This window comes from Streptomyces sp. 6N223, from assembly GCF_052246635.1.
Lineage (GTDB): Bacteria > Actinomycetota > Actinomycetes > Streptomycetales > Streptomycetaceae > Streptomyces.
This window is the reverse complement of the sequence record NZ_JBQQCA010000014.1, coordinates 14,814-40,514: the sequence shown is the minus strand read 5'-3', so window position 1 is coordinate 40,514 and position 25,701 is coordinate 14,814. Positions and strand designations below refer to the sequence as shown.

The window sequence follows — 25,701 nt, the reverse complement described above, 5'->3', positions numbered from 1 at the left end:
CAGCCGCCTCGAAGATCATTTCGTCAGGGGGTCTTGACGGGACAGGTGGAGGTGCCAGCCCCGCAGTCCGTCCCTGCTCGAGCAGGGCGGCGGGCATGGCCACGTGAGGGTGCGTGTCGGTCGTCCGGTGGCCGTCGTGGCCACTGTGGAAGGGCGCATCGTGCAGGGCGGAGCGCCGGACGCTGCCCTCGATCGCCTCGCGGAGCCAGCCGTCGCGTGCCGGCCCCCTTCGCTCGCCGTGTCACAACCCGACGGCGAGATACTGCGGTTCGAGAAACTCGTGGATGCCGTGGAAGCCACCCTCCCGGCCGAGGCCGGACTGCTTGGTGCCGCCGAACGGCGCGGCGGGATCGGATGCGACGCCCCGGTTGATCGCGACCATGCCGGAGTCCATCTGCCGGCCCACGCGCATCGCGTCCTCGACGGTGCCGCCGACGACGTACGAGATGAGGCCGTACTCGGTGTCGTTGGCCATGCGGACGGCGTCGGCTTCGTCCTCGAAGGCGACGATCGGTGCCACGGGGCCGAAGACCTCGGTTCGCGTGATCGTGGTGCCGTGTGCGACGCCGGCCAGCACCGCGGGGGCGATGAAGGCGCCGCGGTCCGGTGCCTCGCCCGCGGTGTTGACGACGGCGCCTTCGGCCTCGGCAGTCCGGACGAGGTCGGCGATCTTGTCTCGTTCAACCGTGCTGACCATCGCACCGAGATCGTTCACGCGATCGCTGCCCGGGCCGATACGGATCTTCTCCAACGCCCTCGTCAGGGCCGAGGAGAACGCGGCGGCCAGGGATGCATGGACATAGAAGCGGTTGGCGGCCGTGCAGGCGGCGCCGCCGTTGCGCATCTTGGCGACCATGGCGACCTCGACCGCGGTGTCCACGTCGGTGCCTTCGAGGACAAGGAACGGCGCGTTGCCGCCGAGTTCCATCGACGCGGAGACGATCCGGTCCGCGGCCTCGTGCAGCAGGAGGCGTCCCACCGCCGTGGAGCCGGTGAAGGAGAGCTTGTGGACGCGCTCGTCCGCCAGCATCGCCTTGGTGAGCTCGCCGGCCCTGCTGGTGGTGACCACGTTGACCACACCGTCCGGGACGCCGGCCCGCTGCAGAATGCCGGCGATCAGCAGCGCGGTGAGGGGCGTCTCCGAGGCGGGTTTGAGGATCGCGGTGCAGCCTGCGGCCAGGGCAGGGGCGATCTTGCGGGTGGCCATCGCGGCGGGGAAGTTCCACGGGGTGATCAGCACACACACGCCGATCGGCCGGTGGTCCAGCACGATCGTCTTGTCGCCGGCCGGTGCACGGCGGAAGTCCCCCGCGATGCGGGCCGCCTCCTCGGAGAACCAGCGGAAGAACTCGGTCGCGTAGGCGGTCTCACCGGCCGCGTCGGCCCACGCCTTGCCGTTTTCCGACACGATGGTGCGCGTGATGGCCGCCGATTCGGCGGTCATGATCTCCCAGGCGCGGCGAAGGATCTCGGCGCGTTCGCGGGGTGGGGTCGCCGCCCAGGCCGGCAGGGCGTCGTGGGCCGCGGTGACGGCGGTCAGGCCGGTCGGCACGTCGGCGTCGGCGACCGCGGCGAGCACCGTGTCGGTGGCGGGGTCGCGTACGTCGAACCGCTCTGATGCCGGTTGCCACGTGCCGTTGATGAACAGATCGGACAGCGGCGGTGTGGGCAAGGGAAGCTCCTCACGCAAGGGGTATTGTGGCAACTGTCTACAGTATATCAAGATGGGTTCAGCGCGTTGGTTGCGGCGCGGGCGGAGGGGTCCGGGAGTGCTCGCACTGCTGGCAGGAGCCGCAGTGACGTCGGCCGTCCTGTCGTGCGGTGGTGGCCTTGTCGAACCGGCGCACGTGGGGGTTGCGTCAACTGAAAACTGAATACAGACTACATTCGAACGGAAGGTGGCGGTTCAGCATGACCAAGACGGTCCTGGACGGACCCGAGAAGGCGCCAGCGCAGAGGGGCTCCTCGATCGACGTGGCTGCCGTGTCCAAGGAGTTCGGGCGCGGCGCGTCCCGCGTCACCGCGCTCGACGACGTCTCGTTCCGCGTCGAGGAAGGCAGCTTCGTCTCCCTCCTTGGCCCGTCGGGCTGTGGCAAGTCCACGATGTTGCGGCTCATCGCCGGCCTCGACAAGCCGAGCGGCGGGCAGGTGGAAGTGGGGGGCCAGTCGCCGGAGCAGCGCCGCCGGCTCCGTGACTTCGGCATCGTCTTCCAGCAACCGGTCCTCTTCGACTGGCGCACCGTCGAGGAGAACGTGGCGCTGCCGCTGCAGATCATGAGGTGGTCCAAGGCGAGGCGGCGGGAGCGCGCGCAGGAACTGCTGGACCTCGTCGGCCTGAGCGACTTCGCGAAGCGGCGTCCGTGGGAGCTGTCGGGCGGCATGCAGCAACGCGTGGCAATCGCCCGGGCCCTGACCTTCGCCCCGCCGATTCTGCTCATGGACGAGCCGTTCGGCGCGCTCGACATGATGACGAGAGAGCGGATGCAGACCGAGCTCCTGTCCATCTGGGCGAGGAGTTCGAAGTCGACGGTCGTCTTCGTCACGCACTCCATCTCCGAGGCTGCCCTGCTGTCGGACCGCGTGGTGGTGATGAGCGCCCGGCCGGGGCGTGTGATGAAGGTGATCGACGTGGACCTTCCGCGTCCGCGCACGGACGAGACGCGGCAGCTGGCCGCCTTCGGCGCGACGGTCGGCGAGATCAGGCGGCTGATCTTCTCCCAGGAGGAGCGGTGACGGCGCGGCTGCGTGGCGCCGCGCTCGTTGTCCTGGTGTGCGCGGCCGTCCTCGGACTGTGGTACGCGGCCGCCTGGATGGTCCAGTCCGGTGGCGGTCCCGTCGCGGCGGCCAAGCTGCCCTACCCGCACCAACTCGCAGAGCTCTTCGTCGAGGAGCGGGCCGCGCTCCTCGAGGCGACCTGGATCACCCTCAAGCAGGCGATCGTCGGGTTCGTGATCGGCTCGCTGGTGGGGCTCGCGTTGAGCGTGGTGATGGTCCAGGCGGCCTGGATCGAGGCCGCCCTGGTCCCGCTGTTGCTGGCAGCTCAGATGATCCCCATGATCGCGCTGGTCCCGATAGCGCAGAAGCTCTTCGTCAACGACGACGCGACCCGGATCTTCATCTCGGCTTTCATCACCTTCTTCTCGGTGACCATCGCCGCCGTGCGCGGGCTGAAGTCGGCGCCCAAGGAGTCCTATGAGCTGATGGCCAGCTATCGCGCGAGCCGGCTCGACCTGTTCCTCCGGCTCCAGTTCCCCTCGGCCGTGTCGATGCTCTTCAGCGGTCTGCGCGTCGCGGCCCCGCTGAGCCTGGTCGGCTCGATCCTGGTCGACTTCACCGGCGCACAGTCCGGTCTGGGGTATCTGATGGTCGCCGCGCTCACGATCGGATCCAGCGGAGCGATGATCGTGTGGGGAGCGATGCTGATCCTGCTGGCTCTCGGGTTCCTGCTCACTCAGGTGGTGGTCGTCGCCGAGCGGGTGCTGGCCCCGTGGCAGCCCGGCCTGCGGAGGGCGGCGTCATGAGCGCCGCACGCATCCGGTCCGTGGTCGCGCCCGGCGCCTTCCTGGTGGTCTTCTTCACGCTCTGGCAGGTCTCCTTCTTCAACGCGGTCTTCGCACTGCCCGAGTACGCGGTCCCACTGCCTGACCAGATCGCCGAGGCGATGATGGAGACCCGCGGTGATCTCGGGGTCGCCTTCGTCGAAACGTTCCGTGCCGTCGGCGCCGGATGGGCCCTCGGCAACCTCCTCGGCTTCGCCCTGGCGCTCGCCCTGCTCTTCCTGCCGCCCCGAGTCGCCGGCCCGGTCGGGGGCTTCTTCGCGGCGTTCCAGTCGCTGCCGATCATCGCGCTGGCGCCGCTGGTCGCGCTCTGGATCGACTCCCACACATGGTTCAAGGCAACGACCGTCGTCATCATGGTGTTCCCGCAGATGCTCGTCTACGCCTTCCGCGGGCTGACCGGCATCCAACCGGCCGCCATGGACCTGGCGCGATCCTGCGATGCCTCCTGGTCGCAGGTCTTCCGGTTCTTCCGGCTGCCGCTCGCCCTGCCGCACGTTTTCACCTCGCTGCGCTACTCGGTCGTCCTGGCCCTCATCGGCACGGTGGTGTGCGAGATCCTCCGCTCCGCCGACGGGCTCGGCTACCACATACACGACGCCCTCCAGCGGTTCGACGCACCCGGTGCCTGGGGGGCCGTGGCCATCCTCGGGCTCTCGGGCGTCACCGGATACGCCTCTCTGCTGCTCTTCGAACGACTCGTCGCGCCGTGGGCGTTCAAACGCGGCTGATCCGGACCCGCATTCCGCTGTAGGGCCCCGGCCCGTCCCTTGCGAAGGAGCACCACCCCATGTACAGGAAGAGACACCTCACCGCGGCGCTGGCCGCGTTGATGACGACGGCCGCCTGCGGCCTGGTCGGCGGTGACACCGGCGGAGCAGCCGCGTCCGTGTCCGCGCAATGCACCGATGAGAAGGTCACCTACCAGCTGAGCTTCATCGCCAATCCCCAGCACGCCGGATTCCTGGTCGCCTACGACAAGGGGTTCTTCGAGGACGAGGGCGTCGACATGGAGATGAAGGAGGGAGGCCCTGTTGTGAACCCGACGCTGCAGGTGGCACAGGGCAACGTGGACCTCGCCGAGATAACGCTCGCCGATGCCCTGAACGCCACCGCCAACAACGCGGAGATCTCGCTGGTGGCCCAGCAGGCCCAGCAGAACCCGCTGCGCTACATCAGCTGGAAGGACGTGCCGCTGTCCGGCCCCGAGGACCTGCGCGGCAGGTCCGTCGGCATTCAGCGGGCCGGCAACGTCACGCCCGAGATGGCGGTCATGCTCGGAGAAGCAGGTCTCTCCCGCGACGACGTCCAGATCAAGCAAATTGCCTTCGACGTCAGCGACTTCATGGACAGAAAGGTCGACGTCTTCCCGCTCCGCACCTACGCGCACATCCCGATGCTCGAGGAGCAGGGTGTGTCCTACCCCGAGGACGTGAACGTTCTCGACCCGAACGAGTACGGTGCGGGCCTGCCTGACGCGGGCATCTACGCGAACAACGAGTTCCTTCGCGCCCACGGCAACGCGGTGGCGTGCACGTTGCGCGCGCAGCGGGCCGGATGGGAGGCCGCGGCCGAGAACCCGGACGAGGCGAAGAGGATCGTCGCCGAGTACGCGCCGGCCGGGGTGTGGAGTACGAGCGCGATCGACACGGACGTCGACGAAGTCCTGAACTACATGTCGGTCACGCCGGAGGGCGAGACCGTGGAGCCGCTGTCGATCGACATGGACTACCTGACCGACGGGGCACGCAAGCTTCAGGACGTCGGGCAGGTGCCCGAGGACATAGACGTCAGGTCGATCATCGACACCGAGCCCCTCCGGGCCGCAGGCTCGCCCGCGCGGTGACGGCCTCCGCCTCACGCCTCCGCCTCACGCGGTTCATGCCCCCAGGCCGACGGCCTGGCGGCATGAGCCGCGCCGAAGTTCATCCTGTTCTTGCAAGGAACCCCGGGCGTTCACGCCCGGGAGGAATCGCATCCTTGACCTCGGCGACGCGGAGCGTCGCCGCATCGCTTGCGAACTGCCTGGTCGGTGGGCGTTGTCAGTGCCTGTGGTTACGGTGTGGGCGTGAAGCTGGTGGTGCAGGTCAAGCTGACGCCGGATGCCGTGCAGGCAACGGCACTTGAGGCGACCTTGCACGCGGTCAACGACGCGGCGAACTGGGTGTCGTCTGTGGGCGGTCGACCGCCTGCCGCTCACCCCGTCGGCGATCTGGACGGCCCTGGAGGCCGGTGGCGAATCAGGCTAGACAAAACGTGCGCGTGGCGTCGACGATAAACAGCTAACCGCGTTGTTGACAACCGGCCAGGCCTCGGTGACGGCGAGCCGCAACAGGGCTGGCTTCGACCATGTCGTCCAAGGAGTTGCACGAAGAGTAGGACGGAGATGCTGGGTATTGCGGATGTGCCCGCTGCGCTGAGTCCACATCCCGTCTTCGTCGGGCGCGATGTGGACCGCGCCCTCGCGGCCACCAGCGCGGTGGTCAACCCGCACACCGTCGATGTACTCGGGGATCCAAGGAAGATCGACGTCCGGCTGCACGCCGCGAAGGTCGGCGCCGTGACGCTCCTCCATCTCGGCTGGGGCGCGGACGTCGAGATCACCGCTCTCGGCGAGGCGAACTGCTTCTGCATCCAGTTGCCGATGCGTGGTGAGGCGCGCATCGATTGCGGGGACCAGAGCATCGTTTCGTCCCCGACCAGGCCGTCCGTCCCCTCGCCGGGGGAACCATTGCGGATGCGGTGGGAGTCCGGGTCGACGCAGCTGATCCTGCGCATCGACAAGCGCACCGTCGAGGAGCGCCTCCAGCGGTTCATCGACGCGCCGCTGCACCGGGGACCGATCCGGATGCCTCTGGGTATCGATCTTCGTGGTGCGGCGGGTGCGCGCTGGCGCGCGATGTTCGAGCTCGTCGAGGCCGAGATCGCGGTTCGCGACCAGTTCTCGACCATGGGGATGACCAGCGCCGTCACAGTCGAGGAGCTCGTCATCAACGCGCTCCTGTTGTGGCACCCCAACAACTACTCCGCGCAGCTCAGCCACGACATCCTGCCCGCTCGCGCACCCTATGTCCGGCAAGCGATGGGGTACGTCCGCGAGCACCTGGGCACACCGTTGACGGTCCCCGAACTCGCCGACCACGTCGGTGTGAGCGTGCGGGCCCTGCAAGCGGGGTTCGCGCGTGACCTGGGCTGCACGCCCTCGGCCTACATCCGTGATCAACGGCTGGACCGGATCCGGGAGGAACTGCTGCGATCCGACCCGTTCGAGGGGACGAGCGTCACCGACGTCGCCCTCCGATGGGGCTTCTCCCACCTCGGCCGCATGTCCCAGGCCTACCGCACCCGCTTCGGGGAACTGCCCTCACAGACGCTGCGCGGGTCCGGGCACCGAACGGTCCCGGACCCGCGCGCCCACCGAGCCGGCTAGAACACGCCCCTAGGCCGCGCCCACCGAGTTGAAGGCGCCTCGGAAGTACGTCAGCGGCGTCCCCTCGTCGGCATACCGGAGAGCATGCACCCGGGCCACCACGATCACATGGTCTCCGGCGTCGTGCTCCGCCTCGAGGCCGCAGTCGATCCAGGCCAGGCAGCCGTCGATCACCGGGGCACCGGACGTTCCGGCGTGCCAGCCGATACTGGCGAACTTGTCGCCGCCCTTGCGGGCGAGAGCGGTCGCGACGTCCGCCTGATGCTCCGCCAGGACGCTGATCGTGAACCGGCCGGCGCGGCGGAGCAACGGGTAGCTCGATGACGTCCGCGCGGGGGCGAACGCGACCAGCGGCGGATCGAGCGAGAGGCTGATGAACGACTGGCACGTCATCCCGACCGGACGGTCGTCCACCATCGCGCTCACCGCCACGACACCGGTGCAGAACCGGCTCATCGCCGCGCGAAAGCGCTCCTGCGGGATCGTCGCCGAGGCGTCGAGCCGGTTCATCTCAGGCCACCGGAGGCCGCCGGGACGGCCTCCGGCGCCGTCCGGGTGAAGTTGGGCATGACACCGCGGGCGAAGCGCTCCATGTTCTCGATGGTCTCCTCGTTGTTCATCGTGCCGATCTGGAGCAGGGCCAGGAGGTTGCCGAAGCCCATGTCATCGCTCATCTCACCGAGCTGCTCGGTGACGCTCTCCGCGCTGCCGACGATGGCGTACTTGTAGCGGATGACGTCCTCCCACGTCACGTCCGGAAGCTGCTTGGCGCCCGAGGTGAGCAGGCCGCGCAGGCCGCCCTGGGAGAGGTATCCCGCCGGGAAGCGGAGCTCCGCGCGGAGCTTGATCAGCTTGGTGAAGAGCGCCTCGATGTGCGGGCGCGCCTTCTCCATCGCCTCCTCGTGGGTCCTGCCCACGAAGATCGGGATGGACAGACCCACCTGCTCCTTCGCGGGCTCGTAGCCCGACTGGACGGCCGCCTTGCGGAACCCGTCGAACCAGCGCTTGACGACCGGGCTGGGGGCGTAGACCGACATGTAGTTGTAGTGACGCTCCGCGACCCACTTCATGGTTTCGGGGCTGCCGGTGCCGGGCACCCAGATCGGCGGGTGCGGGTCCTGGTAGGGCTGGGGCCAGACGTTGACGTAACGGAAGTGGTAGTGCTTGGAGTGCCACTCGAAGACGTCCCGGCTCTTCCATGCCTTGACGATGAGGTCGTGGGATTCCTCGAACCGCTCCCGGCTGTGCAGCGGATTGATCGACTGCGCGTAGTACTCCCAGCCGATGCCGCGGACGAAGCCGGAGATGATGCGGCCCTTGGTGATGTTGTCGAGCATCGCGACCTCTTCCGCGACCCGGAGCGGGTGGTCGCGCAGGGCGGCGGCGTTGCCGAGGATGGCGATCTTGACCCGTTCCGTGCGGCGCGCGAGCATCGCGGCGATCACGTTCGGCGCGGGCATGAGACCGTACGCCGTCGAGTGGTGCTCGTTGATGCACACCGCGTCGAAGCCGAGCTTTTCCGCGTACTCGAGCTGGTCGAGGTATTCGTTGTAGAGATCCGAGCCCAGCTCACGGTCGTAGTAGGCGTTGGGCAGGATCAGCGAGGCCGAGTCGTACGTGTCGGTGTAGGTCATGTCCAGGTGCCGGTAGGGCATCAGGTGGAACATGTTGAACAGCATGGGATCAGCTCCTAGGCGACGAAGTCGCTGATGCGGGCGGCCAGCTCGTCGGGGCATTCGAGGGACGCGGCATGACCGACCCCCGGCAGCACTTCCAGGCGGGCGCCGGGAATCAGCTCCGCGTACCGTTCGCCATGCGCGACCGGGACCAGGGCGTCCAGCTCCCCCCACAGCACCAGCGTTGGCGCGGTGATCCGGGGCAGCATCCGCGGCAGGCGAGGGTCGTGGCAGAACGGCTGCCACGCGAACCGGGTGAAGGAGGCCTCGTTGCGGGCGAGCGCGAGGACGGTGTCCACGTCCGGGTCGTCCGGGAAGAGCCCGGCCAGCTTGCTCGGGTCGGCCACCAGCGTGGCCATCTTCTCCTGCGGCGACATCGCGAACAGATCGCCGATCGGCGCGCCCTCGACGTAGAGGCCGATCGGGTCCACCAGGACGAGCTTGTCCACCAGTGCGGGACGGTAGGCGGCCAGTTCGGCGGCGATCCACCCGCCGAACGAGGTCCCGACCACCGTGACCGACGAAAGCCCCAGTGCCGCGATCAGGTCGGCGTAGTGGAACGCCAGGTCCTGGACGTCCTCCAGCGCGGGGAAGTCGCCGGAGCCGGCGAAGCCCGGGTGGTCGGGCGCGATGACGTCGAACCCCTCGGCCAGCTTGGCATGGAGCGGCATCCAGGTCCCTGCGCCGCCCGCGCTGTGCAGGAACAGTACCGGGTCGCCCGAGCCGCCTCGCAGCAGGGACACGGTGTCGTCGCCCAGGTCCAACCGCTCATGGGTCACGCCGGGCGGCTGTGGAATCTCCGCGGTCGTGCTCATGTTCCTCCTCGCTCTGCGTGATGCCGGCTAATGGATACAGATGACAGTAGACGGGATCCCGGGTGAGAGGGCTAGCCGCTTCGCGAAACCGCCTATCCGCTTTGCGAAGCGACTTTTCCGGCACTCTTCCGCGCAAATTAACTACTGAATACAGTGTTCACATGGCTGAGGTATTTCACGATGTAGAGATCGTCCGCCTGCGGGCCGCGGCCGGCCGGGAGGACGCGCTGCTCGCGTTTCTCGACGGTCACGCGTGCTTCGCGCAGCCGGAGCTGACGGCCCGCATCCTGGCCCCGAAGGACGGGCGGGAGGTGGTCCTGGTCATCGACTGGGCCGACGCCGAGGCCCCCAAGCGCGCACTGTCGTCCCCGGCGGGCGAGGCGTTCCGCGAAGGACTCAAGCCCCTGCTGAGCGGTCCGCCGGAAATGGCCTACTACCGGGATGCGCCGTGACGGCCGGCCTGCGGTCCACCAGTTTGCGCCGGGACGAGTGCGAGGACGGGTACGCGCGCCTGGTGGAGCTCGACGACGCCAAGTGCTGTTGATCCGGCTGGGCGACGAGGTGCGGGCCGTGTCCGCCTGGTGCACCCACATGCACACCCTGATAGGCGCGCAGCCGGTGCACGAGGACGGGCTCGTGGAGTGCCCCTTGCACGGCGCCGTGTTCGACAGCACCGACGGATCCCTCCAACTCGGACCGACCTGTGACCCGCTCCCCGTCTTCGAGGTCACTATCGACGCCGAAGGCGAAGTCACGGTCCACGTCGACGAACCCGCCGCCGCTCCCGTCGTCCGGACCTCTGGCTTCGGCGCCGGGGGCGCTTTCAGCACCTGAGATTCCCCAACTGATGAGGAGCGTCACCCCCGCCAACGTGACCGACCGCGACGCCGGGAAGGAAGTCCTCTTCCGGCTGCGGCTGATGCACCCGGAGATCACCATCGTCTGGGCCGACACCGCATACGCCGGCGCCCTCGTCACCTGGGCGAAGCGCTGGCTGGGCCTGACCATCAAGACCGTCTCCCGCTCCAAGGACGCCGTCGGCTTCGTCGTCCTACCCCGCCGCTGGGTCGTGGAGAGGAGTCTGGCGTGGATCATGCACGCCCGCCGTCACGCGAGGGACTACGAACGACTGCCCCAGCACTCCGAGGCCCTGATCACGTGGGCAGCCATCACCCTGATGACCAAGAGGCTCACCCGCACCGGCCGACTCCCGAAGCCGACGTCGACACGGGCCTCGCTCGCTCCCGCGGCCTGATCATGCCCCGGGGCCGGGACCACCACAGGAGCTGAGAGTCGCCGTCCCCTCGCACGACCAGCAGCTTGCCCGAACGGTCCGTGCGCCTGGAGGCCCGCCGCCCTCCTCTGTGCCGTGCGTCCTCTTGCCACTCGATAGGCGGCCTTGGCGGAGACTCGCGGAACGCCGGATGCCGATACCCGTGCTGCGATAAACAGGCACTCAGAGCCGTCTCGTGGTGAACAGGTTGGTTCCGTACACTGCGTCCACTTCCCTCCGCTCGGTTTCAGTGAATCCGACCTTGGCCAGCACGCGTCGAGAAGCGATGTTCCAGTCCCAGACCGTGGCCCACAGACGTTCGTACCCAGATGCTCTCGCCCATTCCAGAACCGCCAACGAGGCCTCGGTCGCGTATCCCTGTCGCCAGACTCGGCGTAGCAGCTCGAATGCCAGTTCCGGTTCCCCTACCGATCCTCGCCAGCCGTCGACCAGCCCGCAGTAGCCGATGACGTCACGAGAGGCTTTGCGCTCGACCGCGAGCAACCCGATCGACGACAGCTGGTTGTTGCGGATCGAATCCTCGAGTTCCGCGATCGTGGGGCGTCCGTCCGCGTCGATTCGGCGGTGCGGCGGCACTCGTGGATCACGTTCGGTCCACAGCTCACGGTGGACGACAGCCTCGGCTACCCGCCAAGGTCTGAGCAGCAGGCGACTTGTCTCGAGTACAACCTCACTGCCCGGAGCCGCGCCAACTGACATGGCAGCAACCATGTCACGGGCGTTGACCGTACTCCGATACCGGGCTCACGTTCTCATGTCTGCCCGGCCCCCTGCCGGGAATCCGGGCGTCTCGCGCCTGCCCATCGAGCCGCCTTCGGATCGCCTCGTTCGAATCCTGACCTGGGAAGACTCTCACCCGAGGTTCAGACACAGGCTCTCAGCTTGTCATTTAAGGTCCGGGGGGCGCATCGAAACGCCCCGGGTGGCCAGTTGATAGCGAGACGTCGAGTCGTGCCGCTGTGTAGAACCTCTCTCGGGTCACGCGTTGCTTCCTGAGCAAGGTTGACCACGCATCCGAATCATGGGTCTCATCCCGCACGAACCGTTCCATCTCGGCGACCGTGCTCGCCCATGCATGTGCCACGTCCACAACCTCGGGGGCTGCCAGCAGCAGCATCGTTTCCCACGCCTGGTCACGGGCCTCGGAGGCACTGGCCAGCCGCGGAGTCGCCTCAGCCGGTGTCAAAGGATGGGGGTGCGGGTCATTGCCGAAGTGGGCCGAGGCCCTGAACAGCACGCTGATCATTGCCTTGAGTGATCCGCTGTACTCCGTATCGGCGGTCAGGCGCCGATCCTCCCATCGGGCCATCTGCTCGCGGCGGAAACGCGATCGATCGCCGAGAGTGACTGCCAGATAGGAGCCGAGGGCGCCGACGACCACGCCGATCAGCGCGGGAAGTTGCTGGAGGAAGGCCGACATCGCGGCACCGTATCGGCTACGGCCGAGCCGTGTCCCTTCCCGGCGTCGAAGCCCTCAGCTTGCCTGTGAGCCCGCGCGTCGTGGCTTGGTGCCCTTCTTGTGGTGAGCCGGGCGGGCGTATGCCTCGCCGGTGGCGAGGACCCGTCCCACGTCGTGACGTGGTACCGGCCGGCGGTTTTTCGACCCCAGTGGGCGCCCGGGGCCGGGCGCAGAGGGTTTCGGTGCACGCGCTGGTGACAGGGTCTTCGCGTGGAGGTTCCGGAACCCCCGGCGGACTCGGGCTGGGGTGAGTTTGTGCAGCTCGGCCTTCCTCTCCCACGGACGGCGGAGGTCGACCGCCAGCGGCCGGGCGAGCCGGAGCTGGGTGTGGGCGGCGGTGACCAGCCAGGTCCAGCGGTCGGCCGCCTGCGGGCTGCGCAGTCGTGGCTTTGTCCAGCCCAGGGTCTGCTTGAGCATACGGAAGGTGTGCTCGACATCGAATCTGCGCAGGAAGGACTGCCAGTAGCGGTCGACGTCCGCCGCAGTGGCGCCGGTGCCCGACCACCACAGCCAGACCGGCTTGTTGACCCCACCGGAGGGCAGTTTCTCGACGGTCAGGCGGATGACGGTGCCCTCGATGATGGGCAGTGGTCCCTCGTAGTCGGTCCAGGCCGCCCGGCGGGTCAGCCGCGGGTGCAGCCGGTCCCACGCCTGCGCGATCGCCTTCCCGTAGAGCCGGGTGTCGGTGACCGTGACGGCCTGCTCGACGCCCCAGGTGTCGGGTTGGCCGAAGACGAACTCGCTGCCGTGCTTGGGCGGTCGGCCGCCCTTGGGGTCGTGGACGCGCGGCGGCGTCGGGCGGCGCATCACCCGGTCAGAGCGCAGTCGACCCAGGATATCGACGGGCAGGCCGGCCAGCAGGTGAGCGATGCGCGGGGCGTCGTATCCGGAGTCCAGCACGATGAGGATCTTCGGGTCGCCCTCATGCCACTGCCCGGCAACAATGAGCCGCTGGACGACCTCGCGCACCTGGGCGGTGGTGACGGCGGCGAGGTCGGCGCCAGGCCGAAGACGGAGGGCGTCGAGTACAGCGGTCCAGGAGGTGTGGCCCGTCTCCAGTGCGGTCACGATGGAGTACGGCCAGCCCGGGATCGTCTGGTGCTTGGCGTCGCCCCGGCCGTAGGTGTGGCAGAAGGAACGGTCCGGGCAGGTCGCGGCGTCCGGCCGAAGCCACGGTGAGACGTCGACCGCCAGGACCAGACGCCCGTCGGCGGCCTTGGGCAGCGGAAGTCCGGCGATCGTTCGCCGCAGCCGGCCGATGTCCATATGCCCATTGTTCAAGCCGCCGTACAAGGCGCCGTGGCCACGGCGGTTTTCCGGCGCCAAGGCGAGGTCGACCAGCGTTCTGACCGGGCCGTCCGTACACAGCAACGCGTCGGTGAGCTCGAACAGAGCATCCCCGCGCCCGTTCAGGCAGTCGTAGAAGTCGCCACGGAAGCGTGACAACCTCGCGAACGCCTCCTGCCGGTCCCCCTGCTGCAGCACACTCATCTCCACCGCCTCGGTCTGGTCATGTGTGTCCTTTGTCGGAGCACATGATCAGGCCGAGGCCACCCGCACGTCCGGTGAATGCCCAGGTGAGCGACCCAGTTCGAGGAACGTTTCGACCCCGTCAGATAAACGACAAGCTCAGTCATGACAATGCAAGCCGAGCGGTGGGAGACCCGGCTGAGGGACGGTACGGACGTCGCCGGCCTGGTCAGCGAGAGCGCCGGCGAGGTCTCGCGCCGGATCTATGGCGGTCCGGAGATCTTCGAGCTGCCGCCACCGCGGAACCCCGAGCGACAGCCCGCTCCTATCTGCTGGGCCTGCTCTCGGGCGTCGAACGGAAGAACCGCTGGCGACTTGCCGAACAGGCCGGCATGGCCCGGCCCGGGCCGATGCAGCGCCTGCTGCGATACGCCCGGTGGAACGCCGAAGCCGTCCGCGATGACGTCCGCGCATACGTCGCTGAACAACTCGGCACCGACGGCGGGGTTCTCGTCGTGGACGAGACCGGCTTTGTGAAGAAGGGCCGGGCATCGGCAGGCGTGCAGCGGCAGTACACCGGCACCGCAGGAAGGCTCGAGAACAGCCAGGTCGGCGACTTCCTCGCCTACGCCACCGGCCGAGGGCAGGCGCTGATCGATCGCCGCCTCTACCTGCCCGAGCACACCTGGTGCTCCAACCCCGAGCGCCGCCAGGCAGCCGGGATACCCGACGAGGTGCAGTTCGCGACCGAACCCCGCCTGGCCGGGGAGATGATCGCCGCCGCGCTCGACGCGGGAGTGACGGCGACATGGGTGACCGGCGACGAAGCCTGCGGCCAGGACCCGCACCTGCGTGCCGCCCTTCAGACGCGCGGCATCGGCCACGTGATGGCCGTCGCCTGCTCCACGCGGGTGCGGATCAACCACGGCCGCACCCCCATCCGCGCGGATGCCTTCCCCGGCCGCCTGGCCACCACCGCCTGGCAGCGGCAAAGCGCCGGGGTGGGTGCCAAGCCGTCCACCGCACCCGGATACGCCACACGTCCTACCGTGGCCATGCCAAAACCCATCTCTCGAACGTCCTGTCCGCCACCGCTGTCAACCTCGTCCACATCGACGCCTGGCTGAACGGCACTCGCCTCGGCACAACCCGCGTCTCCCACCTCGCCCGCCTCGACCTCGCCGCATGACAGACCAAGACATTCGAAACAGGGATTTCCCAACGAAGTCCTTCAGGACCGAGTGGTTGACACCGGGGCCGGAGCGGGAGGCTGCTGCGCGGCCTCGTGGTAGCGGTCGATCAGCCAGCGGGTGAAGCCGACCAGCGCCCGCTCCCTGACCGCGATGGGTCCCCGCGCGGCGAAATCGGAGTTGATGCCGCGCTGGACGAGCGCGAAGGCGTCGTCGTCCTGGGAGACGAACGCACGGGTCGCCTCGGTCTCCGCGCGATGCCGCTCGGCGAAGTCGGGCCGGGCCAGGGTCGCCTGCGGGTAGAGGCGGTGCCGCTTGACCCGCATCGACCGCGGGCCCGTCGGGAAGAAGGACAGCACGATCACGCTGTCCGGCATGAGGATCATCGTGACGTTCGGCGCGATCGTGACTCCGTGGGTCTCCCAGCGCTGTTGCTCGGACAGGGTGGGGATGGGCGGCCAGATCGCCTTGCCGAGGTGGTTGAGCGTGACGTCGATCTCCTTGCCCGGAATGGTGAACTGGAAGACGCCGTTCGCGGCGTCCTGCACCCCGAAGCTCAGCCTGGCGCAGGCCGAGTTCTGGATCACCGGCGTATCACCGTGGATCTTGTCGCAGTGATAACACTCGTTCTGCCCGTCGGCGTAGACCTTCCAGTTCCAGTCGTAGTCGAACTCGAACCTGTAGTCCGGGTCCGTCGTGAACTCGCCGCGCAGGTCCTCGAGCGCGTACGGGGCGACGACCTTCTCCAGGGTCGCCAGGCGCGGGGCGAGCGGCGCCGCGTCGTCATCGAAATTGACGAAGATGAAGCCGTGCCAGAGTTCGGTGCGGAAGGCGGGCAGGCCGATGCCGCGGCGGGTCATCTCGATCGCCTGGGGCGCTCCGATCAGCGTGCCGGCACGGTCGTAGGCCCACTCGTGATAGGGGCAGACGAGGGCCTTCCCGCAGTGGCCCCGGCCCTGGGCGACGAACATGCCGCGGTGCCGGCAGACGGCCGACATGGCGGTCACCGCGCCGTCGTCGCCGCGGACGACGATCAGCGGTTCGCCGTCGATCTCGATCGAGAAGTAGTCTCCGGGCTCGGGTATCTCCTCCAGCCGCCCGATCATGAGCCACTGCCTGCGCCAGACGGCCTCGCGCTCGAACTGGTAGAACGCCTCGGACTTGTAGGCCTCGGGCGGGAGGAACAGAGGCTGCGACGGGTCGCTGAAGGATGCCTCGAGCTCCTCGGACGGAATCGGGCACTGCATCATTGCTCCTCCTTCCTTACGCGCCTTGTTACGCGGTTCACGACGACTCCCAACCGGCGCGTGGTCACTCGGAGACGCTGATCGCCTGCACGGGGCAGAGCATGGCCGCCGACTCGACCTTGGCGCGGTCGCCGTCGGCGATGTCCTCCTTGAGCAGAGTGGCCTTGCCCGAGTCGTCATTGAGGTCGAAGTGGTCCGGGGCCTCGATGACGCAGTGCCCGTAGCCGTTGCACAGGGTCTGGTCGACGCTGATCTTCTTCATGGGGTTTCTCCGTTCTCGTCGGTGGAGGTCAGGGAGGTCAGGGCATCAGGAGGCCGCCGTTGACGTGCACGGTCTGTCCGGTGACAGCGCGGGCGGCGTCCGACAGGAGGAAGAGCGCGACCTCCGCACAGTCCTCCGCCTGCGGGATCCAGCCCATGGGCATCGCTGCGCGGACGGCCTCGACCCCCTCGTCTCCACCGTTCATCGCCCGGAACCGCGGGGTGTCGGTCGGTCCGGGGGCCAGGCAGTTGACCCGCACGCCGCGGGCGGCCACCGAGCCGGCCAGCGACCGGGTCAGGGAGATCACGCCGGCTTTCGCCGCCGCGTAGCCCGCGCGGTCGGTCGCGGCCATCACCGCCTGGCCACTGCTGGTGAGCACCAGAGCGCCCGCGCCGCGCGCGGCGAGTACGGGGAGCACGCAGTGGGCCACGTGATAGGCGCTGGTCAGGTTGAAGGACAGCTCGCGGTCCCAGACGGACTGGTCGAGATCGGGGACGTCGGCGATCGTGGCGCCACCTACGGTGGTGAGCACCTGGTCGAGTTGCCCGTGCCGAGCCAGCACGTGCCCGACCGCTGCGGCGACCGAGGCACCGTCGGTGACGTCGCACTCGATGAAGCCGATCTCCGCCCCGAGTCGCTGTCCGAGCTCCGCCAGCCGACTCCGTGCGACGGGGTCGAGGTCGGCGACGGTGACCCGGTCGCCGCGCCCGGCCGCCAGGCGTACCGCGGCGAGGCCGATGCCGGAGCCGCCGCCGAAGACGAGGAGCGAGGGCGCCGTGTCACCGCTGACGTCGTCCATGGTGGCCGTCACAGCAGGAAGGTGACGTTGCCGAGGGGGAAGTCGCTGTTGACCAGGCGGATCTCCTTGAAGACGATCGAGTGTCCGCCGTCGGTCCGCCGCAGGCGGTGGTCGACCTCGCCCGCGTACACGTGCTGGCGGCCGCGCCGCGCCTCGGTCACCATCAGGTTGGAGGTGACATGGAGCAGCCCGTCGCTCTCGCCGGTGGTCACCCGGACGTTGCCGACCAGGTGGACGGTCCGGGAGGGTGGCTCCTGGGCATAGGCGAAGCCGCTGTTGAGGCGCAGCACCCGCTCCGCGAGGCGGGCGCGGTTCTCGTACAGCAGGCTCACGCGGTGCAGGGGATCGGCCCGGGCGTCCTGGGGAACCGAGTAGATCGCGTCCTCGGCGTACAGCCCGAGCCAGGCGTCGAAGGACCTCGAGTCCAGCAGCCTCGCCTCGTGGTACAGGAAATCCGCTGCTTCGGCGACCAGCTGGCTGTCCAGCTCGGCCCGGCTACTGAGTGGGGTCACTTCTCTCCTCCTGTCATGGAACGGAACCACTGGCGGTAGAACGCCCGCTGCGGCAGCTCGTCGTCCGCGCGGCCGATGATCCGGCCGTCGCCGGCCGGCTCCTCGCGGTGCAGGCCGCGGCTGAGGTACAGCCAGTCGTGTTCCGTAGCCCGCAGGCCGTCCGCGACCCGGTCGAAGGCGACCTCGACGTCGTCGCTCCCGCCCATGCCGGCCGGGCCGAAGAAGCTCTCGTGGACGCGGAGGATGCCGGCGTTGTGCTCCTCGGACTCGCCCTCGTGCAGCATGGGATAGAGGCGGACCTGGGTGCGGTCCGCGGACTTCGGCAGCACGTGGCGCACCTGTGCGCCGACGAAGCACAGGTTCGGGAAGATGATCAGGTTGAACGGCAGGTCGCCGAGCTGGCCATGGTTGTTGCCCGACCGAGGGTCGCCGAACTCGTGTGCGGAGTGGCCGTTGCCCAGGTCGACGGTGCGCCATTCCGGGTTGGTGAGGATGTTCTTCACGATCGGCGGCGGGGCGCCGATCCGGTCGGCCAGGACGTCGAGGAAGCTGCGGTGCACGAAGCCGAAGTGGTAGTTGTCGATGGTGTTCTCGATCTGGAGCTTCCAGTTCGCCCTGAACTCGATGTTGTGTCCGCCGGCCGAGAGCCGGATCCCCTCGGGCCCCTGCTGCGAGACCGTCGTCAGATAGGGCGCCGCGTGGCCCAGATGCTCCTCCAGGGACGGGCCGTCGGCGGCGAAGCTGGCGAAGACGAAGCCGGCGTGGCTCGCAACCCGCGGCAGCCGGACCAGGCCCAGCTCGCCGCGATCGAGGCCGGCGTAGCCCGCGTCATACGTGATGCCGCGCAGCGAACCGTTGTTGGCGTAGGTCCACCCGTGGTAGGCGCACCGGAAGAAGCTGGAATTGCCCTGCTCTGCCTGGCAGACCGACGCCCCCCGGTGCCGGCAGCGGTTGAGCAGGACGTGCACCTGACCGTCGTCGCCGTCACGGGAGACGATCACCGGCTGGGTGCCGGCGTACGTCGTCACATAGTCGCCCGGCTCGCGCAGCTGGCTTTCATGCGCCACGTAGAGCCACTGGGACCGGAACACCCGCTCCTGCTCGGCCGCGAAGAGGCCGGGGTCGGTGTAGATCTGTCCGGAGACCTGCCAGTCATCGGTTATCAGCGTCGATGGGTCAACCGTCGCCATCGGTCATCTCCTCATAGTTGCGCCAGCCGGACTGGCTTGGATCCAGGAAGGGCCCGAGGTCGCGGTGCTGGAGCCAGGTGAGGCTCGCGAGCTCAAGCGGGTCCAGGCAGACGGCATGGCCGTTCTGGCGGTTCTCGATGCGCAACCTGGGGCCGTTGCCCGCCAGGTCCACGTCGATGCGGACTGACGCGAACTCGCTCGTGAGCACGATGTCGGGCTCGCTCTCCGGTCGGGTCTGATCTGTGGCCATCAGGTGTCTCCCGGCACGCGGACGAGGCATGGATGTAGCTCCTGAGGAGACTACTGTATACAGGCGTCGATATACTAACAATGGCTTGGCATGATGGACTCTGCTGACGATCGGCGGAGAGGGACGGTATGAGCAGCGCTGACCTGTCGAGACTCGAGATGCCTTCGGACTTCCAGCAGAACCGCGTCACCGCGGACCTCGTGGCGGACAAGCTGCGCACCGCCATCCGCACGGGTGCGCTGCCGGACGGAGCGGCGCTCAGCCAGGCCGCGATCGCGGAGCGCTTCGGCATCAGCCGCCAGCCGGTCAGGGAGGCGATGCGGCAGCTCATGGCGGAAGGGCTGGTCGAGAGCCGCGCCCATCACGGGGCGGTGGTGCGCGCTCTTTCGGTCGAGAGGCTCGCCGAGATCTACGACAACCGCGCGCTGCTCGAAGGGCACATGCTCATGCGCGCGATCCCGCACATCCCGGCCGGCGCGATCGAGCAACTGCGCGTGCAGGATGCCGCGATGGCCTCGGTGACCGACCTCGACACGTGGCTGGCCCGCAGCAGCAGCTTCCATGACGGACTCCTGCGGTTCGCCGGCGACGAGACGGCGATGGAGCTCGTCGCGCAACTGCGCGCGCGGGCGGAGCGGTACGTCCACATGTGGACGGGCATCGGGAGCCTGCGGCAGAACGATCTGGCCGCGGGCGAGCATGCCGCCGTGCTCCACGCGATCGAGGTCGGAGACGGCCCCGGTGCGCGCTCCTTGCTGGAGGCACACATCCGCGACACCGGGCGGCGCCTCGTCGAACTGGGTCGCGCCTACGCCGCGGGACGGAAGTAGCGTCGGCGGTAGTTCGCCGTCGAGGCGAGGGTCAGGCTCGAAGACAAGACATGTAGACTGTCTATGTGTCTACACCTGCCGACCTGTCAGTCATCGACGTCGAGACCGCGCAAAAGGGCCGCCGGATCACGGCGGACTACATCGCCGACGCCCTGCGAGGAGCCATCGTCTCCGGGCAGTTCGCAGATGGCGCCGAGCTGAATCAGGTGGAACTCGCGGCGCGCTTCGGCGTGTCCCGTGTTCCGGTACGCGAGGCGCTGCGGCAGCTCCAGGCGGAGGGGCTCGTCGATTCACAGGCGCACCGCCGGGTCCGGGTCCGCGGCACGACGCCGGCGCGGCTGGTCGAGATCTTCGCGCTGCGGGGGCTCATCGAGGGGTGGCTGGTCGAGCAGGCCGTTCCGCACATCGACCAGGCCACGATCGTCACGGCGCGGGCGATCAACGAGCGGCTGCGCACCGAATCCGACCACCCGGCGTGGCTCGAGCTCAACCGGGAGTTCCACCGGCTGCTGTTCAGCCCCTCGGGCGCCGAGACCGCCGCCGAGCTGCTCGAGCCGTTGCGGCAGCGTTCGGAGCGCTACACACGGTTGTGGTCCCGGGGCAACGGCGTCCACCGGCCGGCGGAGACGACCGCCGAGCACGACGAGATCCTCCGGCTCATCGAGGCGGGGGACGCCGCGGGAGCGAGGAAGGCCACGGAGGAGCACGTCCGGCACACCTGCGAGGCGGTACTCGCGGCAGGTAGGAAATCGGCACAGTAGAAGTGTAGACAACTGACCACGGAGGCCGTAGTCTCGAGACGTCTGTATACAGTTGCCCATCTACAGAATGAGGGCATCCCAGTCGCCGTGCCCTGACCGCAGCCGAGGAGGCGATCGTGCGATGAGTACGCAACGTGAGCTGACCGACCGCATCCGTGAGTCCGTCATCCCGGAACGGGGAGAGATCCCGCTGTTCGTGTACAGCGACCCCGACGTATACGCACTGGAACTCGAGCGACTGTTCGGGCAGACGTGGCTGTTCGTCGCGCATCTTTCGGAGGTACCGAAGCCCGGCTCGTTCGTCGTGCGGTCCATGGGGGAGGAGTCGGTGATCGTGGGCCGCGGCGACGACTCCGTCGTCCGGGTCTTCCTCAACGCGTGCCGGCATCGCGGGATGAAGCTCGCGTGCGAGGACTTCGGCGAGACGAACATGTGGCGATGCCCATACCACGGCTTCACCTACGGGTCGAAGGGCGACTTCCTCGGCACGTTCCTGGGCGCGCCGTTCGAGCGAGTCGCCTATCCGCAGGGGCTCGACCGGGCGGCGCTGCACCTGTTGGAGGCCCGCTGCGAGGTCTACAAGGGCATGGTGTTCGCCACCTGGGCGAAGGAGGGGCCGTCACTCGAGGAGTTCCTCGGCGATGTCCGCTGGTACCTGGACCTGATCATCGGCCGCGCCGAGATGGAGGTCGTCGGCGTGCCCGAGCGGTGGGTGGTACCGACGAACTGGCGGCTGCCGTCGGAGAACTTCATCTCCGACGCCTATCACACCGCTACCGCGCACTCCTTCCTGTCGCGCCTGGACATGGTGAAGGGCGCTGACTTCGGCCGGGATGGCTACCACGTGGACCCGGGCGGCGGCCACGGTCTCGGCGTCGGTGTCCACGTCGACGGCGAGTCGTACTTTCCGGCGGAGCTGGCCGGCGAGTACGCGGCGAACCTCGGCGAGGGCCAGCTGGAGACGCTCGCCCGTATCAAGAACATGCACGGTGGCGTCTTCCCGAACATGTCGTTCCTCATCCCGAACTTCATCGAGCTTGACGGACGCCGGGTCAGCGGGGCGATGATCCGCGTGTGGCAGCCGGCCGGGCCGAACCGCACCCAGGTGTGGTCGTGGCATCTGGTCGAGAAGAACGCGCCCGAATGGTGGAAGAAGCTCGGCCGCCGCATGTACACCCAGACCTTCAGCTCGTCCGGCATGTTCGACCAGGACGACACCGAGAACTGGGAGGCGCAGACCCGCGTCTCGGACGGCGCGCTGTATCGCAAGGACGAATTCGTGCTGCATTACGGCATGGGTCTGGAACTGCCGCCGCTGCCCTCCGACGAGTTCCCCGGGCCCGGCGGTGTGTACGACGGAAAGTTCAGCGAGGCCGCGGGGCGCACGTTCTACCGCGTGTGGCTCGACCACATCCTGCGGGAGAAGACGCGATGACCACCGCTGCCCGGGTCGACCTCGCGACCCGCATCGAACTCGAGGACTTCTACTACCGCGAGGCGGAGCTGCTCGACGAGCGGCGCTGGGAGGAATGGCTGGAGCTGTTCGCGCCGGAGCTCGAGTACTTCGCGCCGCTCCTGGCCACGCGCAAGTCGCCGGCCAGCACCGTGGTCGAGGAACTGGGCCACTTCGACGACACGAAGCCGTCCCTCTGCCTGCGGATCAGGCGGCTGCGCACGGACGTCGCCTGGGCCGAGGACCCGCCCTCGCACACGCGCCGCCTGATCACCAATCTGCGGGCGACCGCGGCGGAGGACGGCGGGGTCACGGTGCGGACCAACATGCTGCTGTACCGCAGCCGCGGCGACATGGGCGCGTTCGACCTCATCGTCGGAGAGCGGCGGGACCTGCTGCGCCGCGCCCCGGACGTCGACTCCGGCGCCGGCGGCTGGCTGATCACCAACAGGCGGATCATCATCGACCAGTCCTCGCTCGCCACCAAGAATCTGGGAGTGCTGCTGTGAACGACCCTCATTAGACGACTGGTTCCGCACCAGCCGCCGTCCTCAGGGGCAGCTGGGCGCACATTAAGTGTCGACAGTTGACAGACTGATCGAATGGCAGGCAGAAGGGATCCTGGACATGGCACTGGCCTACTCCCGCGGCGAGGTAAAAGACCGCGCCCGCACCGAGTGGGAGGGCGGCTGCTCGGTCACGCTGCCGTCCTTCACACCGGATTTCGCCGGCCTGAACGAGGCCGGCATCAGGCACGACGTCAAGCGCGCCGCTGAACTCGGCTTCTGGGGCACCCTGGTGGCCGCGGAGTCCGGCACCACCTTTGCCGAGTACCAGCGATTCCTCGAGATCGCCGCCGACGCGGCGCCGGCGGGCTTCAGGACCGTCGCGCACCTGAGCTTCGACACGGTCGAGCAGTCACTGAGGATCGCCGACCTGGCCGCGGCCGTCGGCGCCGAGGCGGGTCTGCTGTCCTACCCGCAGAGCTTCCGGCCGAGGAGCGCGGCCGAGATCGTCGCCCACACCCGGCACGTGGCCGAGTCCACCGATCTCGCGCTGATCCTGTTCGCCGCCACCGCCTGGGGGTTCAAGCCCCTGCATCCGGCGGGCTTCCCCGTAGAGGCGCTCGAGGAGATGAGCAAGCTGGAGACGGCGGCGGCGCTGAAGTACGAGGGCGGCGGCTCGGCGCTGTTCTCCTCGTTCGCGCAGGTCTACGACAGGTGCAGTCAGCACCTGATCGTGCAGAACCCCATGGAGCAGCACGCCCCCGCCCTCGCCCGCCACTTCGGCGTCCGCTGGTGGGGCACGAGCGGGTACGAGGCGTTCGGTGACCGGATCCCGACCATGATGCGGCAGCTCAACGCCGGCCAGTTCGACCAGGCGATGGAGACGTTCTGGAGCTACCACCCGGGGCGCGAGGCCAAGGGCGCATTCCACGCCACCTTCCACGGCGCCAACCTGATCCACCGCAACGGCTGGAAGTACCTCGGCTGGCTGCAGGGCATGAACGGAGGCCTGCTGCGCATGCCGCAGATGCGGCTCTCGCCCGGCCAGATGACGTCGCTGCGAGGAGGGCTCGCGGCCTCCGGCTTCGAACTGCCCGCCGACGACGCTGCCTTCTACACGGGGCGGGTGCAATGACGCTGCACCTCGACAGCGCCGACATCACCCGCCTGGCCACCGAGGACGTGGCGCGCGAGGCGGCACGGCTGGCGGTGCGCGTCCAGGCCGAAGGTGCCTACGCGCTGCCGCCGCGCATCGACGTGAACGTGCCCACCGGATTCTTCCGGGCGATGCCCGCGGCTCTCGGCGAGTTCATGGGCGCGAAGGTCATGACGCTGGCGAAGGGGCACGGCAACCGCTACCTGCTGCTCGTCTGCCGGCAGGACACCGGTGAGCTGCTGGCCACGCTCGACGCGGCCGAAGTGACGCGGCTGCGCACCGCGGCGACCACGGCGGTGGCCGGCGAGCTGCTGTGCCCGCAGGGCACCGACGTGCTCGGCATGGTCGGCACCGGTTACGAGGCGGTCGGCCACCTGCGCGCGTTCGCCCGGCTGTGGCCGCTGTCGAAGGTCCTCGTCTACAGCCGGTCCGCGGAGGGGCGCCGGGCATTCGCCGACCGGCTCGGCAATGACCTGGGGATCTCGATCGTCCCCGTCGAACGGGTCGAGGATGTCGCCGGCGCATGCCCGGTGACGGTGCTCGCCACCAAGGCGTTCGAGCCGGTGGTGAACGGTGCCGACTTCGCACCGAACGCCACGGTACTGTCCATCGGCTCGACGCGCCCCGCTCTCCGCGAGCTCGACGCGGCCACGTTCGCGCGGGCCCGCAAGGTCCTGGTCGACGATCCGGCGCAGGTGCTCGCCGAGTCCGGCGACGTCGCCGCCGCGGTCGCCGCGGGCGCGATCACCCCCAGCAGCCTCGTGGCCATGGCGGACTGGGATGCAGGCGCGCCAGACACCGCACGCACGCAGGCCGACCGCCGCGACCTGCTGGTCTTCAAGTCGGTCGGCACCGCCCTGCAGGACCTTGCCCTCGCCGCGGCACTGATCGCAGGCGCGCGGGAACAGGGAATCGGCCGTGAGCTCGGGGATCTCGCCGAGCTGAAGGCCGAAGACATGGGGAGGGGGAACTGAGGTGCCGAACGGAACGTCGCCGCGCCCGTACGGCTCCCTCAACCGGATAGCCGTCACCGTGCCGGATCCGCAGGCGACCGCCCGGTTCCTGGCCGACGGCTTCGACTTCGAGGTCCGCCAGGAGGGCGACCGGCTCCTCGTCGTCTGTGGCGGTGACTACGGTACCGACAGCGGCCAAGGCGCGATCGAGCTGGCGCAGGGCCCGGGGCACGTCGTGGAGCGGGTCGTCTTCGGCGTGCACGATGCCGCAGACCTCGACGACCTCGCCGCGGCCATCGGCGGCAAGCGCGCCGGCGACACCAGCGTCCGGGTCACGGACCCGACCGGCATCGTCGTGTCGCTCGAACCCTGGTCCACGCTGCGGGTCGCCGCGCCGCCACCGTCGGTGCTGCGCCCGCGCCGCATGGGACACGTCAACCTCAAGACACCGTGCCCGCCGCAGACCGCGGAGTTCTTCACCGAGCGGCTGCACCTGCGGCTGTCGGAGTACATCGGCGAGGCGCTGTACTGGATGCGCACCGACACCGAGCACCACGCGGTGGCCCTGCGCCCGGGGGAGCCCTCCGTGCCGCACCACCTCGGGCTCGAGATCCCCGGCTGGCACGCCTACCAGCCACTGCTCGACCATCTCGGCACCGCCGGATACACGGTCGAGTACGGCCCGGGCCGGCACCGCCCGGGCCGCAGCCTCTTCTCCTACGTGGCCGACCCGTCGTCCGGCCTGCGGATCGAGCTGTACGCGGACATGGTCCACATCACCGACCCGGACGCCCCGCCGATCGGCTGGGAACCGGGCGACCGGCTGACCAAGACGCTCAACACCTGGGGCCCGACGCCGCCGGAGAGCTTCCTGGCCTGAAGCGGCCGACG

At 68.8% G+C, this 25,701-nt stretch carries 27 protein-coding genes and 2 pseudogenes; 16 read left to right on the top strand and 13 right to left on the bottom strand.

What is annotated here, in order from left to right; genetic code table 11:
* Positions 1 to 241: 241 nt before the first annotated feature.
* Positions 242 to 1,672: an NAD-dependent succinate-semialdehyde dehydrogenase gene (locus ACTWQH_RS11605; RefSeq protein WP_443286364.1), complete on the bottom strand. Its 1,431-nt coding sequence runs from the start codon at positions 1,670 to 1,672 to the stop codon at positions 242 to 244.
* A gap of 152 nt (positions 1,673 to 1,824) precedes the next feature.
* Between ACTWQH_RS11605 and ACTWQH_RS11600 the strand changes: the two genes are divergently transcribed.
* From ACTWQH_RS11600 to ACTWQH_RS11580, 5 genes are all read left to right on the top strand, one after another.
* A complete protein-coding gene (locus ACTWQH_RS11600; RefSeq protein WP_443286363.1) occupies positions 1,825 to 2,733 on the top strand; it encodes an ABC transporter ATP-binding protein in 909 nt (302 codons plus the stop codon).
* Entirely contained in the window at positions 2,730 to 3,521 is a 792-nt protein-coding gene (locus ACTWQH_RS11595; protein ID WP_443286362.1) for an ABC transporter permease, read from the top strand. Before ACTWQH_RS11600 ends, ACTWQH_RS11595 begins: the two co-directional genes overlap by 4 nt.
* Positions 3,518 to 4,288 (top strand): ABC transporter permease, encoded by a 771-nt coding sequence (locus ACTWQH_RS11590; protein ID WP_443286361.1) that lies wholly within the window; start codon positions 3,518 to 3,520, stop codon positions 4,286 to 4,288. Before ACTWQH_RS11595 ends, ACTWQH_RS11590 begins: the two co-directional genes overlap by 4 nt.
* A gap of 59 nt (positions 4,289 to 4,347) precedes the next feature.
* Positions 4,348 to 5,403, top strand: coding sequence for an ABC transporter substrate-binding protein (locus ACTWQH_RS11585; RefSeq protein WP_443286360.1), 1,056 nt, complete (start codon positions 4,348 to 4,350; stop codon positions 5,401 to 5,403).
* 540 nt (positions 5,404 to 5,943) lie between these two features.
* Complete coding sequence (locus ACTWQH_RS11580) at positions 5,944 to 6,987, top strand: AraC family transcriptional regulator (protein WP_443286359.1); 1,044 nt, start codon at positions 5,944 to 5,946, stop codon at positions 6,985 to 6,987.
* A gap of 9 nt (positions 6,988 to 6,996) precedes the next feature.
* On the opposite strand, the gene ACTWQH_RS11575 is transcribed toward ACTWQH_RS11580, so the two are convergent.
* From ACTWQH_RS11575 to ACTWQH_RS11565, 3 genes are read right to left on the bottom strand one after another with little or no spacing between them, the layout of a single operon-like run.
* Positions 6,997 to 7,497 (bottom strand): flavin reductase family protein, encoded by a 501-nt coding sequence (locus tag ACTWQH_RS11575; RefSeq protein WP_443286358.1) that lies wholly within the window; start codon positions 7,495 to 7,497, stop codon positions 6,997 to 6,999.
* Positions 7,494 to 8,666: an LLM class flavin-dependent oxidoreductase gene (locus ACTWQH_RS11570; RefSeq protein ID WP_443286357.1), complete on the bottom strand. Its 1,173-nt coding sequence runs from the start codon at positions 8,664 to 8,666 to the stop codon at positions 7,494 to 7,496. Before ACTWQH_RS11570 ends, ACTWQH_RS11575 begins: the two co-directional genes overlap by 4 nt.
* 11 nt (positions 8,667 to 8,677) lie before the next feature.
* A complete protein-coding gene (locus ACTWQH_RS11565) occupies positions 8,678 to 9,478 on the bottom strand; it encodes an alpha/beta fold hydrolase (RefSeq protein ID WP_443286356.1) in 801 nt (266 codons plus the stop codon).
* Positions 9,479 to 9,639: 161 nt separating this feature from the next.
* Here ACTWQH_RS11565 and ACTWQH_RS11560 point away from each other — a divergent pair, with 161 nt between their 5' ends.
* The 3 genes and pseudogenes from ACTWQH_RS11560 to ACTWQH_RS11550 all read left to right on the top strand — a co-directional run.
* A complete protein-coding gene (locus tag ACTWQH_RS11560; RefSeq protein ID WP_443286355.1) occupies positions 9,640 to 9,930 on the top strand; it encodes a putative quinol monooxygenase in 291 nt (96 codons plus the stop codon).
* An 82-nt stretch (positions 9,931 to 10,012) separates the two neighbouring features.
* Positions 10,013 to 10,312, top strand: coding sequence for a Rieske (2Fe-2S) protein (locus ACTWQH_RS11555; RefSeq protein WP_443286354.1), 300 nt, complete (start codon positions 10,013 to 10,015; stop codon positions 10,310 to 10,312).
* A gap of 10 nt (positions 10,313 to 10,322) precedes the next feature.
* Positions 10,323 to 10,703: pseudogene (locus ACTWQH_RS11550) on the top strand (transposase); the annotation flags it as partial.
* 231 nt (positions 10,704 to 10,934) lie between these two features.
* Here the strand turns inward: ACTWQH_RS11550 and ACTWQH_RS11545 are convergent.
* The 3 genes from ACTWQH_RS11545 to ACTWQH_RS11535 all read right to left on the bottom strand — a co-directional run bounded on the left by ACTWQH_RS11545 (position 10,935) and on the right by ACTWQH_RS11535 (position 13,722).
* A complete protein-coding gene (locus ACTWQH_RS11545) occupies positions 10,935 to 11,471 on the bottom strand; it encodes a GNAT family N-acetyltransferase (RefSeq protein WP_443286353.1) in 537 nt (178 codons plus the stop codon).
* A gap of 190 nt (positions 11,472 to 11,661) precedes the next feature.
* A complete protein-coding gene (locus ACTWQH_RS11540) occupies positions 11,662 to 12,192 on the bottom strand; it encodes a hypothetical protein (RefSeq protein ID WP_443286352.1) in 531 nt (176 codons plus the stop codon).
* Positions 12,193 to 12,246: 54 nt separating this feature from the next.
* Positions 12,247 to 13,722 (bottom strand): NF041680 family putative transposase, encoded by a 1,476-nt coding sequence (locus ACTWQH_RS11535; RefSeq protein ID WP_443286351.1) that lies wholly within the window; start codon positions 13,720 to 13,722, stop codon positions 12,247 to 12,249.
* Between the two features lie 281 nt (positions 13,723 to 14,003).
* Between ACTWQH_RS11535 and ACTWQH_RS11530 the strand changes: the two are divergent.
* A pseudogene (locus ACTWQH_RS11530) lies at positions 14,004 to 14,714 on the top strand (IS701 family transposase); the annotation flags it as partial.
* A gap of 218 nt (positions 14,715 to 14,932) precedes the next feature.
* On the opposite strand, the gene ACTWQH_RS11525 reads toward ACTWQH_RS11530, so the two are convergent.
* The 6 genes from ACTWQH_RS11525 to ACTWQH_RS11500 form a co-directional block, all read right to left on the bottom strand.
* Entirely contained in the window at positions 14,933 to 16,138 is a 1,206-nt protein-coding gene (locus ACTWQH_RS11525) for an aromatic ring-hydroxylating oxygenase subunit alpha (protein WP_443286350.1), read from the bottom strand.
* 64 nt (positions 16,139 to 16,202) lie between these two features.
* On the bottom strand, positions 16,203 to 16,400 hold the full coding sequence (locus ACTWQH_RS11520; protein WP_443286349.1) for a ferredoxin: 198 nt from the start codon (positions 16,398 to 16,400) through the stop codon (positions 16,203 to 16,205).
* A 37-nt stretch (positions 16,401 to 16,437) separates the two neighbouring features.
* The gene (locus tag ACTWQH_RS11515; protein WP_443286348.1) at positions 16,438 to 17,211 is read right to left on the bottom strand and encodes an SDR family NAD(P)-dependent oxidoreductase; all 774 of its coding nucleotides are present in this window, start codon (positions 17,209 to 17,211) and stop codon (positions 16,438 to 16,440) included.
* On the bottom strand, positions 17,208 to 17,711 hold the full coding sequence (locus tag ACTWQH_RS11510) for an aromatic-ring-hydroxylating dioxygenase subunit beta (RefSeq protein WP_443286347.1): 504 nt from the start codon (positions 17,709 to 17,711) through the stop codon (positions 17,208 to 17,210). Before ACTWQH_RS11510 ends, ACTWQH_RS11515 begins: the two co-directional genes overlap by 4 nt.
* Positions 17,708 to 18,901, bottom strand: a complete 1,194-nt coding sequence (locus ACTWQH_RS11505; protein ID WP_443286346.1) for an aromatic ring-hydroxylating oxygenase subunit alpha — start codon at positions 18,899 to 18,901, stop codon at positions 17,708 to 17,710. The genes ACTWQH_RS11510 and ACTWQH_RS11505 overlap by 4 nt, the downstream gene beginning before the upstream one ends.
* Positions 18,888 to 19,151 (bottom strand): hypothetical protein, encoded by a 264-nt coding sequence (locus ACTWQH_RS11500; protein WP_443286345.1) that lies wholly within the window; start codon positions 19,149 to 19,151, stop codon positions 18,888 to 18,890. Before ACTWQH_RS11500 ends, ACTWQH_RS11505 begins: the two co-directional genes overlap by 14 nt.
* A 128-nt stretch (positions 19,152 to 19,279) precedes the next feature.
* Here ACTWQH_RS11500 and ACTWQH_RS11495 point away from each other — a divergent pair, with 128 nt between their 5' ends.
* The 7 genes from ACTWQH_RS11495 to ACTWQH_RS11465 all read left to right on the top strand — a co-directional run bounded on the left by ACTWQH_RS11495 (position 19,280) and on the right by ACTWQH_RS11465 (position 25,690).
* On the top strand, positions 19,280 to 19,981 hold the full coding sequence (locus tag ACTWQH_RS11495; RefSeq protein ID WP_443286344.1) for a GntR family transcriptional regulator: 702 nt from the start codon (positions 19,280 to 19,282) through the stop codon (positions 19,979 to 19,981).
* Positions 19,982 to 20,046: 65 nt separating this feature from the next.
* Positions 20,047 to 20,742 (top strand): GntR family transcriptional regulator, encoded by a 696-nt coding sequence (locus tag ACTWQH_RS11490; protein WP_443286343.1) that lies wholly within the window; start codon positions 20,047 to 20,049, stop codon positions 20,740 to 20,742.
* A 121-nt stretch (positions 20,743 to 20,863) separates the two neighbouring features.
* A complete protein-coding gene (locus tag ACTWQH_RS11485; protein ID WP_443286342.1) occupies positions 20,864 to 22,177 on the top strand; it encodes an aromatic ring-hydroxylating oxygenase subunit alpha in 1,314 nt (437 codons plus the stop codon).
* Complete coding sequence (locus ACTWQH_RS11480; protein ID WP_443286341.1) at positions 22,174 to 22,704, top strand: aromatic-ring-hydroxylating dioxygenase subunit beta; 531 nt, start codon at positions 22,174 to 22,176, stop codon at positions 22,702 to 22,704. The genes ACTWQH_RS11485 and ACTWQH_RS11480 overlap by 4 nt, the downstream gene beginning before the upstream one ends.
* Before the next feature lie 118 nt (positions 22,705 to 22,822).
* Positions 22,823 to 23,836, top strand: a complete 1,014-nt coding sequence (locus ACTWQH_RS11475) for a dihydrodipicolinate synthase family protein (RefSeq protein ID WP_443286340.1) — start codon at positions 22,823 to 22,825, stop codon at positions 23,834 to 23,836.
* Positions 23,833 to 24,831, top strand: coding sequence for an ornithine cyclodeaminase family protein (locus ACTWQH_RS11470; protein WP_443286339.1), 999 nt, complete (start codon positions 23,833 to 23,835; stop codon positions 24,829 to 24,831). Before ACTWQH_RS11475 ends, ACTWQH_RS11470 begins: the two co-directional genes overlap by 4 nt.
* A 1-nt stretch (position 24,832) precedes the next feature.
* Positions 24,833 to 25,690 (top strand): VOC family protein, encoded by an 858-nt coding sequence (locus ACTWQH_RS11465; protein ID WP_443286338.1) that lies wholly within the window; start codon positions 24,833 to 24,835, stop codon positions 25,688 to 25,690.
* The last annotated feature ends 11 nt before the right edge of the window (positions 25,691 to 25,701 follow it).

Excerpts from the sequence above, each read along its gene's own strand:
- ACTWQH_RS11590 (WP_443286361.1), top strand. The coding sequence starts at position 3,518 with ATGAGCGCCGCACGCATCCGGTCCGTGGTCGCGCCCGGCGCCTTCCTG.
- ACTWQH_RS11585 (WP_443286360.1), top strand. The coding sequence starts at position 4,348 with ATGTACAGGAAGAGACACCTCACCGCGGCGCTGGCCGCGTTGATGACG.
- ACTWQH_RS11580 (WP_443286359.1), top strand. The coding sequence starts at position 5,944 with ATGCTGGGTATTGCGGATGTGCCCGCTGCGCTGAGTCCACATCCCGTC.
- ACTWQH_RS11575 (WP_443286358.1), bottom strand. The coding sequence starts at position 7,497 with ATGAACCGGCTCGACGCCTCGGCGACGATCCCGCAGGAGCGCTTTCGC.
- ACTWQH_RS11570 (WP_443286357.1), bottom strand. The coding sequence starts at position 8,666 with ATGCTGTTCAACATGTTCCACCTGATGCCCTACCGGCACCTGGACATG.
- ACTWQH_RS11565 (WP_443286356.1), bottom strand. The coding sequence starts at position 9,478 with ATGAGCACGACCGCGGAGATTCCACAGCCGCCCGGCGTGACCCATGAG.
- ACTWQH_RS11560 (WP_443286355.1), top strand. The coding sequence starts at position 9,640 with ATGGCTGAGGTATTTCACGATGTAGAGATCGTCCGCCTGCGGGCCGCG.
- ACTWQH_RS11545 (WP_443286353.1), bottom strand. The coding sequence starts at position 11,471 with ATGTCAGTTGGCGCGGCTCCGGGCAGTGAGGTTGTACTCGAGACAAGT.
- ACTWQH_RS11540 (WP_443286352.1), bottom strand. The coding sequence starts at position 12,192 with ATGTCGGCCTTCCTCCAGCAACTTCCCGCGCTGATCGGCGTGGTCGTC.
- ACTWQH_RS11535 (WP_443286351.1), bottom strand. The coding sequence starts at position 13,722 with ATGAGTGTGCTGCAGCAGGGGGACCGGCAGGAGGCGTTCGCGAGGTTG.
- ACTWQH_RS11525 (WP_443286350.1), bottom strand. The coding sequence starts at position 16,138 with ATGCAGTGCCCGATTCCGTCCGAGGAGCTCGAGGCATCCTTCAGCGAC.
- ACTWQH_RS11520 (WP_443286349.1), bottom strand. The coding sequence starts at position 16,400 with ATGAAGAAGATCAGCGTCGACCAGACCCTGTGCAACGGCTACGGGCAC.
- ACTWQH_RS11505 (WP_443286346.1), bottom strand. The coding sequence starts at position 18,901 with ATGGCGACGGTTGACCCATCGACGCTGATAACCGATGACTGGCAGGTC.
- ACTWQH_RS11500 (WP_443286345.1), bottom strand. The coding sequence starts at position 19,151 with ATGGCCACAGATCAGACCCGACCGGAGAGCGAGCCCGACATCGTGCTC.
- ACTWQH_RS11495 (WP_443286344.1), top strand. The coding sequence starts at position 19,280 with ATGAGCAGCGCTGACCTGTCGAGACTCGAGATGCCTTCGGACTTCCAG.
- ACTWQH_RS11485 (WP_443286342.1), top strand. The coding sequence starts at position 20,864 with ATGAGTACGCAACGTGAGCTGACCGACCGCATCCGTGAGTCCGTCATC.
- ACTWQH_RS11480 (WP_443286341.1), top strand. The coding sequence starts at position 22,174 with ATGACCACCGCTGCCCGGGTCGACCTCGCGACCCGCATCGAACTCGAG.
- ACTWQH_RS11475 (WP_443286340.1), top strand. The coding sequence starts at position 22,823 with ATGGCACTGGCCTACTCCCGCGGCGAGGTAAAAGACCGCGCCCGCACC.
- ACTWQH_RS11470 (WP_443286339.1), top strand. The coding sequence starts at position 23,833 with ATGACGCTGCACCTCGACAGCGCCGACATCACCCGCCTGGCCACCGAG.